General features: G+C 66.8%; 13 protein-coding genes and 1 riboswitch. Of the genes, 4 read left to right on the top strand and 9 right to left on the bottom strand.

What is annotated here, in order from left to right; genetic code table 11:
• Positions 1-271 precede the first annotated feature (271 nt).
• Positions 272-775, top strand: coding sequence for a PLP-dependent aminotransferase family protein (locus AXW83_RS25640; RefSeq protein WP_066619197.1), 504 nt, complete (start codon positions 272-274; stop codon positions 773-775).
• Positions 776-877: 102 nt separating this feature from the next.
• Here the strand turns inward: AXW83_RS25640 and AXW83_RS25635 are convergent, their stop codons facing one another.
• The 9 genes from AXW83_RS25635 to AXW83_RS25590 form a co-directional block, all read right to left on the bottom strand.
• On the bottom strand, positions 878-1,645 hold the full coding sequence (locus AXW83_RS25635) for an SDR family oxidoreductase (RefSeq protein WP_066619195.1): 768 nt from the start codon (positions 1,643-1,645) through the stop codon (positions 878-880).
• 14 nt (positions 1,646-1,659) lie between these two features.
• Positions 1,660-2,655: an ABC transporter substrate-binding protein gene (locus AXW83_RS25630; RefSeq protein WP_066619193.1), complete on the bottom strand. Its 996-nt coding sequence runs from the start codon at positions 2,653-2,655 to the stop codon at positions 1,660-1,662.
• A complete protein-coding gene (locus AXW83_RS25625) occupies positions 2,652-3,407 on the bottom strand; it encodes an ABC transporter permease (protein WP_066619183.1) in 756 nt (251 codons plus the stop codon). The genes AXW83_RS25630 and AXW83_RS25625 overlap by 4 nt, the downstream gene beginning before the upstream one ends.
• A complete protein-coding gene (locus AXW83_RS25620; RefSeq protein WP_066619180.1) occupies positions 3,404-4,165 on the bottom strand; it encodes an ABC transporter ATP-binding protein in 762 nt (253 codons plus the stop codon). The genes AXW83_RS25625 and AXW83_RS25620 overlap by 4 nt, the downstream gene beginning before the upstream one ends.
• Positions 4,155-5,603: an acyl-CoA reductase gene (locus AXW83_RS25615; RefSeq protein WP_066619176.1), complete on the bottom strand. Its 1,449-nt coding sequence runs from the start codon at positions 5,601-5,603 to the stop codon at positions 4,155-4,157. Before AXW83_RS25615 ends, AXW83_RS25620 begins: the two co-directional genes overlap by 11 nt.
• A 3-nt stretch (positions 5,604-5,606) precedes the next feature.
• Complete coding sequence (locus AXW83_RS25610) at positions 5,607-6,683, bottom strand: LuxE/PaaK family acyltransferase (protein ID WP_210179631.1); 1,077 nt, start codon at positions 6,681-6,683, stop codon at positions 5,607-5,609.
• A 102-nt stretch (positions 6,684-6,785) separates the two neighbouring features.
• Positions 6,786-6,913, bottom strand: a riboswitch (TPP riboswitch).
• 604 nt (positions 6,914-7,517) lie between these two features.
• Complete coding sequence (locus AXW83_RS25600) at positions 7,518-8,300, bottom strand: inositol monophosphatase family protein (RefSeq protein WP_066619168.1); 783 nt, start codon at positions 8,298-8,300, stop codon at positions 7,518-7,520.
• A 2-nt stretch (positions 8,301-8,302) separates the two neighbouring features.
• On the bottom strand, positions 8,303-9,301 hold the full coding sequence (gene iolG, locus AXW83_RS25595; RefSeq protein WP_066621280.1) for an inositol 2-dehydrogenase: 999 nt from the start codon (positions 9,299-9,301) through the stop codon (positions 8,303-8,305).
• Positions 9,302-9,347: 46 nt separating this feature from the next.
• On the bottom strand, positions 9,348-10,145 hold the full coding sequence (locus tag AXW83_RS25590) for an SDR family oxidoreductase (protein WP_066619166.1): 798 nt from the start codon (positions 10,143-10,145) through the stop codon (positions 9,348-9,350).
• Positions 10,146-10,263: 118 nt separating this feature from the next.
• On the opposite strand from AXW83_RS25590, the gene AXW83_RS25585 reads away from it, so the two are divergent.
• From AXW83_RS25585 to iolD, 3 genes are read left to right on the top strand one after another with little or no spacing between them, the layout of a single operon-like run.
• Positions 10,264-11,139, top strand: coding sequence for a MurR/RpiR family transcriptional regulator (locus AXW83_RS25585; RefSeq protein ID WP_082767550.1), 876 nt, complete (start codon positions 10,264-10,266; stop codon positions 11,137-11,139).
• Between the two features lie 14 nt (positions 11,140-11,153).
• Entirely contained in the window at positions 11,154-13,064 is a 1,911-nt protein-coding gene (locus AXW83_RS25580) for a bifunctional 5-dehydro-2-deoxygluconokinase/5-dehydro-2-deoxyphosphogluconate aldolase (RefSeq protein ID WP_066621274.1), read from the top strand.
• 9 nt (positions 13,065-13,073) lie between these two features.
• A complete protein-coding gene (iolD, locus tag AXW83_RS25575) occupies positions 13,074-14,912 on the top strand; it encodes a 3D-(3,5/4)-trihydroxycyclohexane-1,2-dione acylhydrolase (decyclizing) (RefSeq protein WP_066619164.1) in 1,839 nt (612 codons plus the stop codon).
• Positions 14,913-14,936 lie beyond the last annotated feature (24 nt).

The following is a 14,936-nucleotide window of genomic DNA, read 5'->3' as shown; positions in this document are numbered from 1 at the left end:
GAGATCGCGTTAATCACGGAAACCGCGACGATTGGGTCCTGGCGACGAAAATCGCTAATCCCATGGGCCGGGCAGCACTGATCGCAACATCGAGACCGTCGAAACGGCAGTTCGCGAGCGCATCCCGCGCCGCGCTCGGCTATCACACGCTGCAGCGTAAGGTCTGACCCCTCAGACCGACCATTCGGAACGCCGTGCCTGCGTACGGCGCTCTCACATTTCCGCGGCTGGTGGCCCGAGCGCATCGTCTCCGGCTAACGTCGCCTGGTATATGGCGCGCAACAGCAAGCGCGGCGTTGGACCCGACAAGCTCAACCAGCTTCGCCATGTCCGCTTCCTCCAGAATGCGGGAGGGCTGCGGAAGCATATGGAAAAGCATCGGGCGCTCCTTGTCCCGAAGTTCACAGCTGTCCAGGACGGCCTGTCGCGTCGCCTGACAGGCACGGGCGCCGCCACCTGGTCGGCCCCTCAGGGTGGTTATTTCATCAATGTCGAAACCCTGCCGGGCACGGCACGCCGCGCTGTGGGCCTGGCCGACGAGGCGGGCGTCATGCTCACGGTCGCCGGTTCGACCTGGCCCTACGGCCGCGATCCTCAAGACAGCAACATCCGCATTGCGCCCAGCTTCGCTTCGCTGGGGGATGTCAGGCTCGCCGCGGAAGTGATCGCGCTCTCGATCCTCCTGGCAGCGGCAGAGAAATGCCAGGGCGGGGCGTCGATAGCTGTGCAGACCGCGCCAATCGGCCGGCCGGAAACTAACATCCCGATACGCTGAGTACCTCCGGTCGTCACATTGGTGGTATCTTCGTGCCGACACGCGAAATCACACCTCGTGCTATGCTGGGTTGAGTCGACCCTCGGCATTCGCGTTGTTGCGTCAAGCCATGACCAGCCCACCGTCGACATGCAAAGTCTGGCCGGTCATGAATTCGCTCCAGTCGGAGGCGAGGAATAGCACCGGCCCAGCAATGTCCTCCACCGTCGCGATGCGCCGCAGCGGCGTCTGCGCGATCAGGGCGGCACGGACGTCCTCGCGGGTCGAGCGGCTCGCATCGGTCGGATAGACCAGCCCCGGCGCCACGCAGTTGACCCTGATGCCGAGCGGGCCGAGTTCGGCTGCGAGCGTGCGGCTGAAGCCGATCAGCGCGGCCTTTGCCGTGGTGTAGTCGTGATAGGGAATCGAGGGGCGCGCCACGAGATCGCTGGCGAGGTTGACGATGCTGCCGCGGCTGCGCCTGCGCATCAGCGGCAATGCGGCCTGGCAGATTGTGTAGGCGGCCTTCACCGAACCGTCGATCTGGGTCTGATAGGCCGACCATGGCGTTTCCCAGAAGCGCTGGCGATCGTCGGGATCGAAGACATAGGGCGCGAAGGCGTTGTTCACGACGGCGTCGAGCCGGCCGATCTCGTCGCCGATGCGCGCCATCATCACGCCGACCTGAGCTTCGGAGGTCACATCGGCCGCCACGGCCAGCGCCTGCCCGCCGAGAGCCCCGCAAGCCTCGACCACCTCGTTGGCTGCGGCCTCGTTGCGCAGGTAGTTGACGACCACGAAGGCGCCCTCGGCTGCGAAGGCCTTTGCGATTGCAGCGCCGATGCCCCGGCTTGCGCCCGTGACCAGGACGGATCTGTCCCTGAACTTCATGATGCCAGTTCGCCTTATGGGATCAGGTCGGTCTTGACGACCTGTGCCATGTCGAGCGGCCTTGCGATCAGGCCGAGCTTGGCGAAGGCGTCGGCTCCCTGCTGCATGACATGGTCGTCGAAATGGCCGAGGCCCTTGCTCGCGGTGGTGGCGGATACGCTCGAGAGATTGCGCAGCTTGATGATTTCGAGGTTGAGGGCCTCGTCGCGGCCGTTAATGGCGCGCTCGACGGCGATCTTGGCGGCGGCCTGCGGCTCGGCGATCATCCAGGCGGCGCTGTCGCGATAGGCGGCGAGGAAGCGCTTCAGCACATCCTTCTTCGCCTCATAGGTCGCCTGGGTGACGACGAAGATGTCGCTGGGCAGATTGAGATGGTCCTTGACCTCGATCACGTCGACCTCGGGCAGGCCCTTCATGCGGCCGACGAGGAGGCCTGTATCGGTGGCGGCCGTGGCGTCGACCTGGCCCTGGATCAGCGGGGCGAAGTTCAGCAGGCCGGTGACCTCGATCGTCACGTCGGCCTCGGTCAGGCCGACCTGGTTGAGCAGCACCTGCAGGTTCTGGCGCGTGCCGCTCGACAGGCTATAGACGCCGATCCGCTTGCCCTTGAGGTCGGCCGGGCCCCTGATGCCCTTGGATTTCGGCGCGACCACGTTGAAGACGTTCTGCGGATAGATGTTGTAGATCGCGACCAGCTTCTCGCCCTTGTCGAGCGCGAGGTAGAAGGCGGCCGGGTCGGTGAAGGCGATGTCGGCCTTGCCCGTCAACATGGTCTGGATGGCGGAGCCGCCGCCCGTTCCGGGCACATAGTCCAGCGCGATGCCCTGCTTTTTGAAGAAGCCCTTGTCGGGCTCGGCCAGCAGATTCGTGATCTCGCTGATCGGCTGGCTCCAGCCCGCGACGGTCACCTTGTCGAGCGTCTGCGCCGATGCGGACACGAGGCTGGCCGCTCCGGCCAGGCCGGCGAGGGCCAATGCGAACAGGGTGCGACGACGATAGGATGCGGTCATGACGAGCCTTTCAGATGATGGCGCAACAGCACGCCTTCGAGGGCGAGTGCGGCTTGATAGAACGACATTCCCAGCAGGGTGATCACGATGAAGAGCGCAAACATCAGGCTCGAATCCATCACGCTCTGGGCCGCGATAATCGAGGCTCCCAGCCCCGCCCGGCCGCCGATGAATTCGCCGACGACCGCGCCGACCAGCGCGAGGACGACGGCCACGCGAAGCCCTGCCAGAATGACCGGCAGCGCGCTCGGCAGCTTGAGGCGCCAGAGCGTCTGAAAGCGCGTGGCGCCGAGCATCCGGAACAGTTCGCGCCGCGCCGGGTCGGTTTGGGCGAGCCCGGTGACGATGTTTTCCATCAGGGGAAAGAAGCAGATCAGCGCCGTAATCACGACGGTCGAGGTCATGCCGAAGCCGAACCAGATGATGAAGAGCGGCCCGAGCGCGAGCTTGGGCACGACCTGGCTCGCGACGATGTAGGGATGAAGCAGGCGGCGCAGGACAGCGACCTCGGCGAGTACGATCCCGGCGAGCAGCCCGATCGCGCAGCCGAGCGCCAGCCCGAGCGTCATCTCGGTCGCGGTGATGCGCAGATGCGGCCAGAGCCGCCCGCTGGCGATCTCCGACCATAGCGTCGCCAGCACGCTCGATGGCGTCGGGACGATCAGGGAGGGCACGCCCGCGAGGCGGCAATAGAGTTCCCAGCCACCGAGCAGGGCGAGCAAGAGAAGGGCAGAGCAGAGCCGGGCGATCATGCTGCTGCGTCCATCGCCTGCCGCAACTCCCGGCAGAGCGCGTTGAAGGGCTGGCCGTAGCGCAGATCGCGTCCGCGCGGGCGGGGCAGGTCGATCGTCAGCTGATGGTGGAGCCGCCCGGCCGCCATGACGGCGACGCGATCGCCAAGATAGACCGCCTCCGCAATGTCGTGCGTGACGAAAAGCGCGGTCATGCTGTGCTCGGCGCAGAGCGCGAGCAGGTCGTCCTGCAACTCCTCGCGGGTCAGCGCATCGAGCGCGGCGAAGGGCTCGTCGAGCAGCAGCAGGGCTGGATCGGCGACGAGCGCGCGCGCGACCGCCACGCGGCTCTGCTGCCCGCCGGACAGCTCGTGCGGGTAACGGGCCGCCAGACCCTCCAGCGAAACGCGCGCCAGCAGGTCTAACGCCTTGTCATGGTCTTGCGGGCGCAGCCGTCGTTTCAGCGAGATCGGCAGCAGGACGTTGTCGAGTACGGTAAGCCAATCAAGCAGGGTCGATGACTGGAAGACGAAGCCGATGCGGGGGCCCGGGCCACGCAGGACGAGGCCGTCGATACGCACGTCGCCCTCGTCGGGCAGGAGCAGCCCGGCAGCGAGCTTCAGCAGGGTCGTCTTGCCGCAACCACTGCGCCCGACCAGACAATGGACGGCGCCGCGGGGGATCGTCCAATCGACGCCATCGACCGTTGCGGGCTCCGCTCCATGCGAGAAGCTGACTCGCTCGATCGCGACGAAGCTCTCCGAGGCTTCAATCGACATAAGGGGCAAATCCCTCGGCCGCCGCCTCGGCGGACTGCTCAATCTCCGTCATGGTAACGAGGTCGAGCAGGTTGAAGCGACCGTCGTGATGCCAGCCGGCCTCCGGCGAGGTCATAGCGCCGAACGCCGCAATGCGGGTGACCCCGGCCTGTCCCAGCAGGTTCGCGAGGTGGAAGAGCTCTTCGGGGGCGGCGGCCACGCCGGCGGTCTGCAGAAAGCGGCGATGCGGCGCGACCAGCGCAACGGCCTCGGCCAGGGTATCGACCGCGACAATCTTGATCGTGCGGCCGAGAGCACTTGGCGACAGGGCTTCAGGCCCGTCGACGCAAACCACGGCCCAGTCGTCGGCCGGATCGCCAAGCAGTTCGCGGGCGCCGGCGAGCACGCGAAGTTCCTCTGCATTTCGCCATAACGCGACGCCACTTGCCTCCGCGATCGACAGTGGGCCGCGGGGATGCTTTCGCGAGATGCTGGCCAGCTCATGCGCGACATAGGCCGCAAACTCGCGTGGCGAAACGCGGCCCCCGCGTTCGACGAACAGCATCTGGGGCGAATAGCAGCCCTGCTGATCGTAGCTCATCACGTCATGGGCGGCGCGGCGCGCCAGCTCTCCGGCCTTGCGCGTGTCGAGGGCCGTCCGCGAGACTAGGCCGAAGCCGATCTTGTGTCCGTGCGGCAGGAAGCGCGTCGTGACGGGCACGCGCTCTCGCATCGCAGAGAGCGCGTCGTTCCCGCCATAGGCAACGATCACGTCGGCTTGCGCGAACCATGCGCGCTCCTGAGCCTCGTCGCCGCCCTTCCACCAGATCACGGCGAGGCACTCGCCCAGCCTGGGGTCGATCTCGGCCAGCAGCTTTGCGAACCAGCCGGCCATCAGCGGCTCGGCGCTGGGCAGCTTGCCGATGGTTCCGGCCTTGACCAGCAGGCCGGAGATCAGGCTCCACAGCGGCAGGCCGGGCACATTGCCGGCCCAGACATGCAGCAGGAGTTCGGGTCCGTAGGCCTTCGCGAAGCCACCCTTGGGGCGCGGCTGGAATTCGTCGAGGATCGGCGGATCGGCGAAATCCTCCGCCAAGAAGCGCTTAAGCTGAGGCTGGCGGAAGGTCTTCAGGTAGCCGGTCAGTCCGAGCCGGACCATCTCGGGATCGTATCCGGTGACGATCGGCAACAGCCGTTCGGCCTTGCGGCGCAGGGGGTGGGCGCGATCGAGCAGCTGCGCGATCGCCTCGTCGATGACGGCGACGATCTGGGTGACGCTTAGTGTCGCGAGATAGGCGCGCGCATTGGCGCGGATGCGCGCGGCGAGTGCCTCGCCCTGTTCGGGCGTCAGCATCGGCACGCTGACATCCACGCTCTCGCCCCGCGCGCCGAAGCTCAGCGTCCGCCAGGCCACGTCGCCCACTGAGAGCCCCGGCAGATGGCCTGCGACCTCGTTCACCGCCTAGCCCCGCGCGGCCCTGAGGAATTCCTCGACCGCAAGGGAACAGCCTTTCGAATCGGCGCCATCGACGCGGCCGAGAAGTTGGAAGCCGCCCGGCACGACGACGCCGGCATCTTCCGTGAGGATCGCGGACACCGAATTGAAATGGGCGAGGTCGTGATGCACCAGGACGCCGGTCGCGCCCTCCGCCACGTCCTGCCCCGTGAGCGGATCGACCACCCGGCTGCGGATCCAGTGCGGTCCCGATTTCACCGGCGGGCAGGCCTCGTTGCCGCTGTCGTAGAACTGGGTGCTGAGCTCGGTCATGCCGTACATGTTGATGCACAGGCTACGCGGCACGCCGAGCGTCTCCGAAAGGGAGTCATAGAAATCGTCGGCGCCGACCTCGCGCGACTGGCCCTTGAAGCCGCCGGTATCGAGGATGCGGCTGCCGTCCGGGAGACGAAAGCTGCGTCCCTGACGGCGCAACTCGTCGATCAGATGCACGAAACTGTAGCTCGCGCCGAGCAGGGCATAGGGTTCGCCGGAGGCTTCCGCCTGAGCCAGGGCCGCCATAAGCCGGTCCATATCGAGGCCGGCGTCGCCGATCATGACGGCGCTGTCAGGCATTCCGAACTCGCGCAGCGCCAGCGCCAGATAATGCGCCAGGGACGAATTCGGCATCGCCACTTCGTCGGGAAACAGGATGCCCATGCGGATGCGCTCCTGCCCCCGCATGAAGCGCTGCCGGAAATTCAGGATCATCGAGAGGTCGTAGACCGCAAGCGTCGGGTGATAGCTGCGGCCCCTGACGGCCCTGGTGGTGCCGCTGGTCATGAAGACATGCGGGATGTCGTTCGCCGGCCTGCAGCTCAGTGTCAAATCCTTGAAGGCGGTGATCGGGACGGCCGGGATGTCGCGCCAGTGCCGGACAGTCAGCGTGGTCCGGCCCCGCTGGATCGCGAACCGGCGATAGGGCTGGTTATGCTCGAACTGGTAGGCGAAGACCGACAGCGCCAGCCGGTCGAAATCCTCTTCCGTGGTATCCTGCCGTTGCAGGAACGCCAGCAAGGCCTCGATGATCGTCGCTTCGGTCACGGCCGTCAGTCCACCTTCGCACATGCGCCGCCGCAGCCCCGACGAGGCCGAACGACAGCGGTCGGTCCACCAACCCGCGCAAAGATGGAAATGGGGCGTCGCAACGCCCGATGTCCCGCATCCCTACGCCGGTATGAACCGGATCAGGTTCGGAGGGTCACCGCGTTGTCCGGACAGCGTCCGGGCCGGCGGAATCTCAGCCTCCTAGCGAGGCCCCCCTGGGAACAGAGTCAGGATGAGGTGTGCTTCACCCAGATGTCAAGAATGAACGAACTCGTCAGCCCATCTCAAGTCAGGTCAAAGCACCGCTCGCCACTGGTGACTGTTCCAATAGAGCTGCGCGAAAGGATGCGTGCCACAAGACTGAAGCTGAAAGCGCCGGGCTTGCCGGCTGAGCGACTTTGGCCGGCGCGCATGCTGGCAAGCACGCCTAGAATACAGGCTTTGGATCCGTCTCGAACTCCCGCTTGGCATCTTTCTCGCGGACAGGCTCGGCCTTCTCGGGACGCGGATCGATGTAAGCTTGACCGACATGTCGCTCACCGCAGCCTGGGGCGACCTGATCTTGTCGACTTCGTCCGACGAAAGCTTGTTTCCCTGACCGTCTCGCATGGCGACCTCCCGGTTGCCCCCCAGCAGCACAACGATCGTATCCACCGCGTGTTCCGGCAGCCGAGCCTGAAAGCGCAAGCGATCGATGAACTTGCAGGCCACGTTCTACGCGTGGCGTCATCCGCCCGGTTGCGGCGCGGGCATCAGAAGCGACGCTGCTGGCAGAGGAGAATTCACGAAGTTCGATCCAGTCGATGCAAAGATCGACTTTTATCGTGCCGGTTAAAAAATCCCCGTGATCGCCCTGAGGTCCTCGGCAAGACCGGGCGTACAGCACAGGATCGGATTGCCGGTCCTGATCCCGTCGCCAGCAAAAAAATCATTGACCGCCGCACCGGCCTCAGAGGCGATGACGATGCCCGCCGCCACGTCCCAGGCGTTGATGTGGAGTTCGCCATAGCCGTCGGTACGTCCATTGGCGACATGGCAGATGCCGAGCGCGCCCGAGCCCGATCGCTTGATCGAGGCGCCCGCCGCATAGCCGCGTTCGATCGTGGCGAGGTAATTCGCGGCCGGAATGCGCGTCGACCAGCCGAGTTCGACATAGGCGCGGGTGATGTCGCTGCCGCCCGACACCCGGATCGGCTGGCCGTTCATGGTCGCGCCCCGGCCGCGCCGGCCGACATAGACCTCGTCGAGCGCGGGCGCCGCGATGATGCCGATCTCGGGCACGCCTTTCAACAGGAAGCCGATCGAGATGCACCAGTTGCGGTCGCCGCGGGCGAAATTCGAGGTGCCATCGATCGGGTCGATGATCCAGACCGCGTCTGAGGCCTCGCCGCCGCCCTCCTCGCCGATCACGGCATCGGCCGGGAACAGCACGGAGAGCCGCTGGCGCAGGAACTCCTCCACCGCGCCGTCGGCGACGGTCAGCCAGTCCTGCGCGCCCTTCATCGTGATGCCGAGGCTGTCGCGCTTGTTGAAATAGTCGAACGCCATGACGCTTGCCTCGGCGACGAGGCCGAGCACGGCGTATTGGCGCAGGTCGAGTTCGGCCGGGGTCATGGTCAGATCGTCTCCAGCGCGACGGCGACGGGCTTGCCCGTTCGGAAGGACTCGGTGGCCGCATCGGCGAGGATCTGGGCCCTGAGGCCATCTCGGCCCGAGGGCGTCGGCGCCTTGCCCCCTGTGCAAGCCGTGACGAAGGCGTCGAGTTCGGCGCGATAGGCGGCGGCATAGCGCTCGAGGAAGAAGTTCTGCACCGGATCGGCGCGGAAGCCCTGCCCCGTCGCGCTCTCGACCGTGGTCTCGTGGATGTTGCCGGCGCGCAGCATGCCCTTCGAGCCGTGGACCTCGATGCGCTGGTCGTAGCCATACGTCGCGCGGCGCGAATTCGAGATCTGGGCGATCCGGCCCGATGCCGTCTTCATCAGCACCGCTGCGGTGTCGACGTCGCCGGCTTCGCCGATCGCCGGATCGACCAGGGCCGAACCCAGCGCGAAAACCTCGATCGGCTCCTCGGCCAGAAGGAAACGGGCCATGTCGAAATCATGGATCATCATGTCGCGGAAGAGCCCGCCGGAGCGCGCAACGTATTCGACCGGCGGCGGCGAGGGATCGCGCGAGATCACGCTGACGATCTCGATCGCGCCGGCCTCGCCCGCCCGCAGGCGGCTTTCAAGGGCGGCGAAATTCGGATCGAAGCGGCGGTTGAAGCCGATCATCAGCGGCTTGCCGGATGTCTCCACGATGGCGAGGCAGCGGCGGATGCGGCCGGCGTCGAGATCGACCGGTTTTTCGCAGAAGACCGCCTTTCCGGCCGAGACGGCGGCCTCGATCAGGTCGGCATGGGTGTCGGTCGGCGTGCAGATCAGGACGGCGTCGATCGAGGCGTCGGCCAGGATGGCCTCAGCGGTCGCAACCTTCGCGCCCGTGGCGGCCGCCAGCGAGGCTGCGGCCTCCTGAGAGGCGTCGGCCACCGCAACCAGAGTAGAATCGGCGCGCGCGGCGACGTTCATCCCGTGAATCCGGCCGATCCGCCCGGCGCCCAGCAATCCAAATCGCATCGTCGTCTTCTGTCCTGTCGTCATGGTCGAAAAGAGAGCCTCGGCATCAGTCATGTGCTCCGAGGATCGACTGGTCGAAATCGATATTGGCACCCGTCATCAGGCCGGATTCGGCCGAAGCGAGATAGGCCACCGCCTTGGCGACCTCGCGCGGATCGAGCAGGCGTCCGAAGGGCTGCTTGCCTTGGGCCTCTTCGAGCCAGCCATCCTGCGCGCCATGCCGCTTGCGCATGATCGCGTCCTCGCCCGGCGTCGCCATCCAGCCGATATTGAGGCCGTTGACGCGGATGCGGTGCGCGAGCAGCCCATAGGCCGCGTTCTTCGTCAGCGCCGCCAGCGCGGCTTTCGAGACGCTGTAGGCCGACAGGAAAGGCTGGCCGCCATGGGCCGACATCGACTGGATGTTGACGATCGCGCCTTCGATCGACAGGCGGCGCATCGCTTCGGCTGCATCCTGGATCAGGAAGAAAGGCGCACGCAGATTGACCGCCATGATGCGCTCGTAAAGGTCCGGCGAGGTATCGAAGATCGAGCCTCGGTCGGTGTCGCCTGCGGCGTTGACGAGAATGTCGATGCGGCCAAAGCTCGCTTCCGTAAAGGGCACGATCGCCCGGACCGATTCGAGATCGGCGAGGTCGGCGGCATGGAAGCGGGCGTCGCAGGTGGCGCTGCGAAGCGAGGCTGCGACCGCCTCGCCGCGCTCGCGGTTGCGGCCGGTCAGCAGCAGGCCGCCGAGGCCTCGGCTCGCGAATTCGCGTGCAATGGCTTCGCCCAGTCCCTGGCTGCCGCCGGTCACGATGGCGGTCTTGCCGGTCAGGTCTCTGGCAAAGCCTTCGCTGGCCACCTTGCGTCACGCTCCCACTGCATAATTTTGATACGAATGGATTGTTTTATTCTCCGATTGGAATATTCATTCCATCCATCCGCAGCCGAAGTCAAGGTTGCTCCTGCCGGAATGCTTCATGCCAGTTGCGCCCCTCCCCGTCGCATCAAAAACCGTTTCAGAGCCCGATTTCGACGGCTTCGTCACGCTTTTGCGCGAGCGCAGGGCGCGATTGCCGAAGCGGCTGAAGCAGGTCGCCGACCATGCGCTGGCCCATCTCGACGACATGGCTTTCGGCTCAACGGCGCAGATCGCCGAGAAGGCTGGCGTGCAGGCATCGACCCTGGTCCGTTTCGCGCAGGCGCTCGACTATTCCGGTTTCAGCGAGTTGCAGGAGGTCTTTCGGGCACGACTGCGGCGACAGGCCGTCGATCACCGTGAGCGCCTGGCGGCGTTGCGTGCCGGCGAGGCGGGCGAAGGCGGCTCCGCCAAACTGCTGGAAGGCTTCATCGCCGCTGGCGAGGCATCGCTTGGCCAATTGCGAGCGACGATCGACGGCGAACGGCTCGATGCGGCGGTGACGCTGCTGGCCGGTGCGCGCACCATCGTGCTCATCGGCTCGCGGCGGATGTTCCCGGTCGTCTCCTATCTCGCCTATGCCTTCGGCAAGCTCGGCATCCGTGCCGTGCTAGTCGATCAGATCGCGGGCCTCGGCCCAGAACAGGCCGCGATCGCCGCTCTCGACGACGTCGTGCTGGCGGTAAGCTGCGCGCCTTACGCACCGGCCACCGTCGAGATCGCGGCAGCCGCACATCGCCGGGGCGTGCCGGTACTGGCGCTGACCGACAGCGCACTCAGCCCACTCGCCGAGAACTGCACGCACTGGCTGGAGGTTGCGGAGGCCGATTACGGCGCCTTCCGCTCCATGGCCGCGACCTTCGCGCTGGCCATGACTCTCGCCGTCGCGACAGCCGAGACATCAGGCGTTTCCGCCGCTCCCGACCTCGCCGGATGAAGGCCGAAACGCGCATGTCGACCTCCCTCGCTCCTGCTCTGGACGTGATCGCCATCGGCCGATCTTCGGTCGATCTCTACGGCCAGCAGATCGGCGGCCGGCTCGAGGATATGGGCTCCTTCGTCAAGGCTGTCGGCGGCTGCCCGACCAACATCGCCATCGGCACGGCGCGGCTCGGCCTGCAATCGGCGGTGATCACCCGCGTCGGTGACGAGCAGATGGGGCGCTTCATCCTCGAACAGCTTGCGCGAGAGGGCGTCGAAACGAAGGGCGTCGTCACCGACCCGACGCGCCTGACCGCGCTGGTGATCCTGGGCGTGCGCGACGAAAAGACCTTTCCGCTGATCTTCTACCGGACCGATTGCGCCGACGCGGCGCTGGCGGAGAGCGAGATCGACGAGGCCTTCATCGCATCGGCCAAGGCGATCGTCGTCACGGGCACTCATTTCGCCATGCCCGGCCCCGCCGCCGCGCAGAAGAAGGCGATTGCGCTGGCCCGCCAGCATGGCCGCAAAGTCGTGTTCGATGTCGACTACCGTCCGAACCTCTGGGGCCTGGCCGGCCACGCCGCGGGCGAGGAGCGCTATGTTCGCTCCGACGACGTCACACGCCATCTCCAGCAGATCCTTCCTGATTGCGACCTCGTCGTCGGCACGGAAGAGGAACTCCACGCCGCCGGCGGCTCGGAAGACACGCTTGCGGCCATCCGCACGATCCGCGGCCTGAGTTCCGCGACCATCGTCTGCAAACGCGGGCCGATGGGCTGCGTGGTGTTTCCCGGCGCCATCCCCGGCTCGATCGAGGACGGCGTCAAGGGACCGGGCTTCCCGGTCGAGGTCTACAATGTGCTCGGCGCTGGCGATGCCTTCATGTCGGGCTTCCTGCGCGGCTGGCTGCGCGACGAGCCCATCGAGACCTGTTGCGCCTGGGCCAATGCCTGCGGCGCCTTTGCGGTATCGCGGCTGCTGTGCTCGCCCGAGAGCCCGACCTTTCCGGAATTGCAGTATTTCCTGAAACACGGCTCGCCGTATCGCGCGCTGCGCAACGATATCGAGATCAATCACATCCATTGGACGACGACGCGGCGGCCGCAATCGCCCGCGATCATGGCGCTCGCCATCGACCATCGCTCCCAGCTGGAGGAGATGGCCGACGCCGCAGGGGCCCTGCGCGAACAGATCGCGGCCTTCAAGACGCTGGCCGTCGCGGCCGCCGCGCGCGTTGCGGCCGGACGACCCGGCTTCGGCATGCTGATCGACGGCAGCCATGGCCGCGAGGCGCTGTTTCAGGCCGGCGACCACGGCTTCTGGATCGCGCGGCCGCTCGAACTGCCCGGCTCGCGCCCGCTGGCATTGGAGACCGACGTGACAGGCTCGCTCGGCGCGAGCCTCGCCGAATGGCCGGTCGATCATGTCGCGAAGTGCCTTTGCTTCTACCATCCCGACGACGAGCCCGCGATGAAGGCTGCGCAGGAGGCGGTGCTGAAGCGCGTCGCGCTGGCCTGCCGGCAGGTCGGGCGGGAGCTGCTGGTCGAGATCATCGTTTCGAAGCACGGCCTGCTCGGCGACGACACCACGGCCACGGTGATGGAGCGGCTCTATGCCATCGGGATCAGGCCCGACTGGTGGAAGCTGGAGGGCCAGCCCTCGGCCGCCGCCTGGGAGGCGATCGACGCCGTGATCGCGCGGCGCGACCCGGCCTGCCGCGGCGTGCTGTTGCTCGGGCTCGATGCGCCTGAAGAGATCGTCGTGCAAGCATTTCGCGATTCCGCTGCGGCCGCCACGGTCAAGGGATTCGCCGTCGGGCGCACGATCTTCGGCGAGGTGGCGCGCGACTGGCTGTCGGGCGCGATCGACGACGAGGCCGCGACCGCGATGATGGCGCAGCGCTTCGGCCGGCTGGTCGAAGCCTGGAAGGCGCGGTAGGAGACGGACATGGGCACGATCAGGCTCACCATGGCGCAGGCGCTCGTCAGGGCGCTCGGCCAACAGAAGACCGTCATCGACGGCGAGACCCTGCCGCTGTTCGCGGGCGTCTGGGCGATCTTCGGACACGGCAACGTCGCGGGGCTGGGCGAGGCGCTGCATGGCGCGCGCGACACGCTGCAGACCTTCCGCGCCCATAACGAGCAGGCGATGGCGCATGCGGCGATCGCCTTCGCAAAGGCGTCGCGCCGGCGTCGGATGATGGCGGTGACGAGTTCGATCGGCCCGGGCGCGACCAACATGGTCACGGCCGCCGCCGTCGCCCATGTCAACCGGTTGCCGGTACTGCTGTTGCCGGGCGATGTCTTTGCGAGCCGCCGGCCCGACCCGGTGCTGCAGCAGATCGAGGATTTCGGCGACGGCACCGTCTCGGCCAATGACTGCTTCAGGCCGGTCTCGCGCTATTTCGACCGACTGACGCGGCCCGAGCAGCTGATCCCTGCCTTCGAGCGGGCCATGACCGTGCTGACCGACCCGGCCGAATGCGGGCCGGTGACGCTGGCGCTGTGCCAGGATGTCCAGACGGAAGCCTTCGATTATCCCGAAAGCCTCTTCGCCGAACGGGTCTGGAGCCCGCGCCGGCCGCGTCCCGACGAGGCCGAACTGGCGGAGGCGGTCGCGCTGATCAGGGCGGCGAAGAGACCTTACGTCGTGGCCGGCGGCGGCGTGCTCTACAGCGAGGCCGAAACGCAGCTTGCCGCATTCTGCGCGGCGCATGGCGTTCCCGCCGGCGAGACGCAGGCCGGAAAGAGCGCCCTGCCCCACGGCCACCCGCTGAATCTTGGCGCGATCGGCGTGACCGGGACCGGCGCGGCCAATGCGCTGGCGCAGGAGGCGGATCTGGTCCTCGCCGTCGGCACGCGGCTGCAGGATTTTACCACGGGATCGCGCTCGCTCTTTTCCAACCCGGACTGCAGGATCGTCGGGCTGAACCTGCAAGCTTTCGATGCCGCCAAGCACAAGGCGCAGCCCCTGGTCTGCGACGCGCGGGCCGGGCTCGCCGAACTGACGCGCGCGCTTTCGGGATATCGCGCACCGGCGGGCTGGACCGCGCAAGCGCAGGCCGCGCGCACCGATTGGCTCACAACGGCGGCGCGCTATACCGCGCCGGGCAACCAGCCTTTGCCGAGCGATGCGCAGGTGGTCGGCGCCGTGCAGCGCTGGAGTGAACCGTCGGATGTCGTGCTCTGCGCAGCCGGCGGCCTGCCGGGCGAGTTGCACAAGCTTTGGCAGGCGGGCGCAGCCGGCGGCTACCATATGGAATACGGCTTCTCTTGCATGGGCTACGAGATCGCGGGCGGGCTCGGCGTCAAGATGGCCGACCCGGCGCGCGAGGTCGTCGTCATGGTCGGCGACGGCTCCTATCTGATGATGAATTCCGAGATCGCGACCTCGGTGATGCTGGGCCTGAAGCTCACCATCGTCGTGCTCGACAATCGCGGCTTCGGCTGCATCAACCGGCTGCAGAATGCGACAGGGGGAGCACCCTTCAACAACCTGCTCGCCGACAGCCGCCACGAGACGCTGCCGGCGATCGATTTCGCGGCCCATGCCGCCTCGCTCGGCGCGATCGCGCGCAAGGTCGGAAACCTCGCCGAACTCGACGCCGCGCTGGCCGAGAGCCGGTCGCATAAGCGCACCAGCGTCGTCGTGATCGACACCGACCCGGCTCTTTCGACCGATGCCGGCGGGCATTGGTGGGAGGTGGCCGTGCCGGAGGTTTCTGAGCGGGCGCAGGTTGTCGATGCACGCGAGCGTTATGAAGACGCGCTGCGCAAGCGCCTATGACCCAAGCTGATATGTGTCTTGCCG

This window comes from Bosea sp. PAMC 26642 (assembly GCF_001562255.1).
In the GTDB taxonomy this organism is placed as follows: domain Bacteria; phylum Pseudomonadota; class Alphaproteobacteria; order Rhizobiales; family Beijerinckiaceae; genus Allobosea.
The sequence above is the reverse complement of the archived record's forward strand: the minus strand, read 5'-3'. Positions and strand labels throughout refer to the sequence as shown.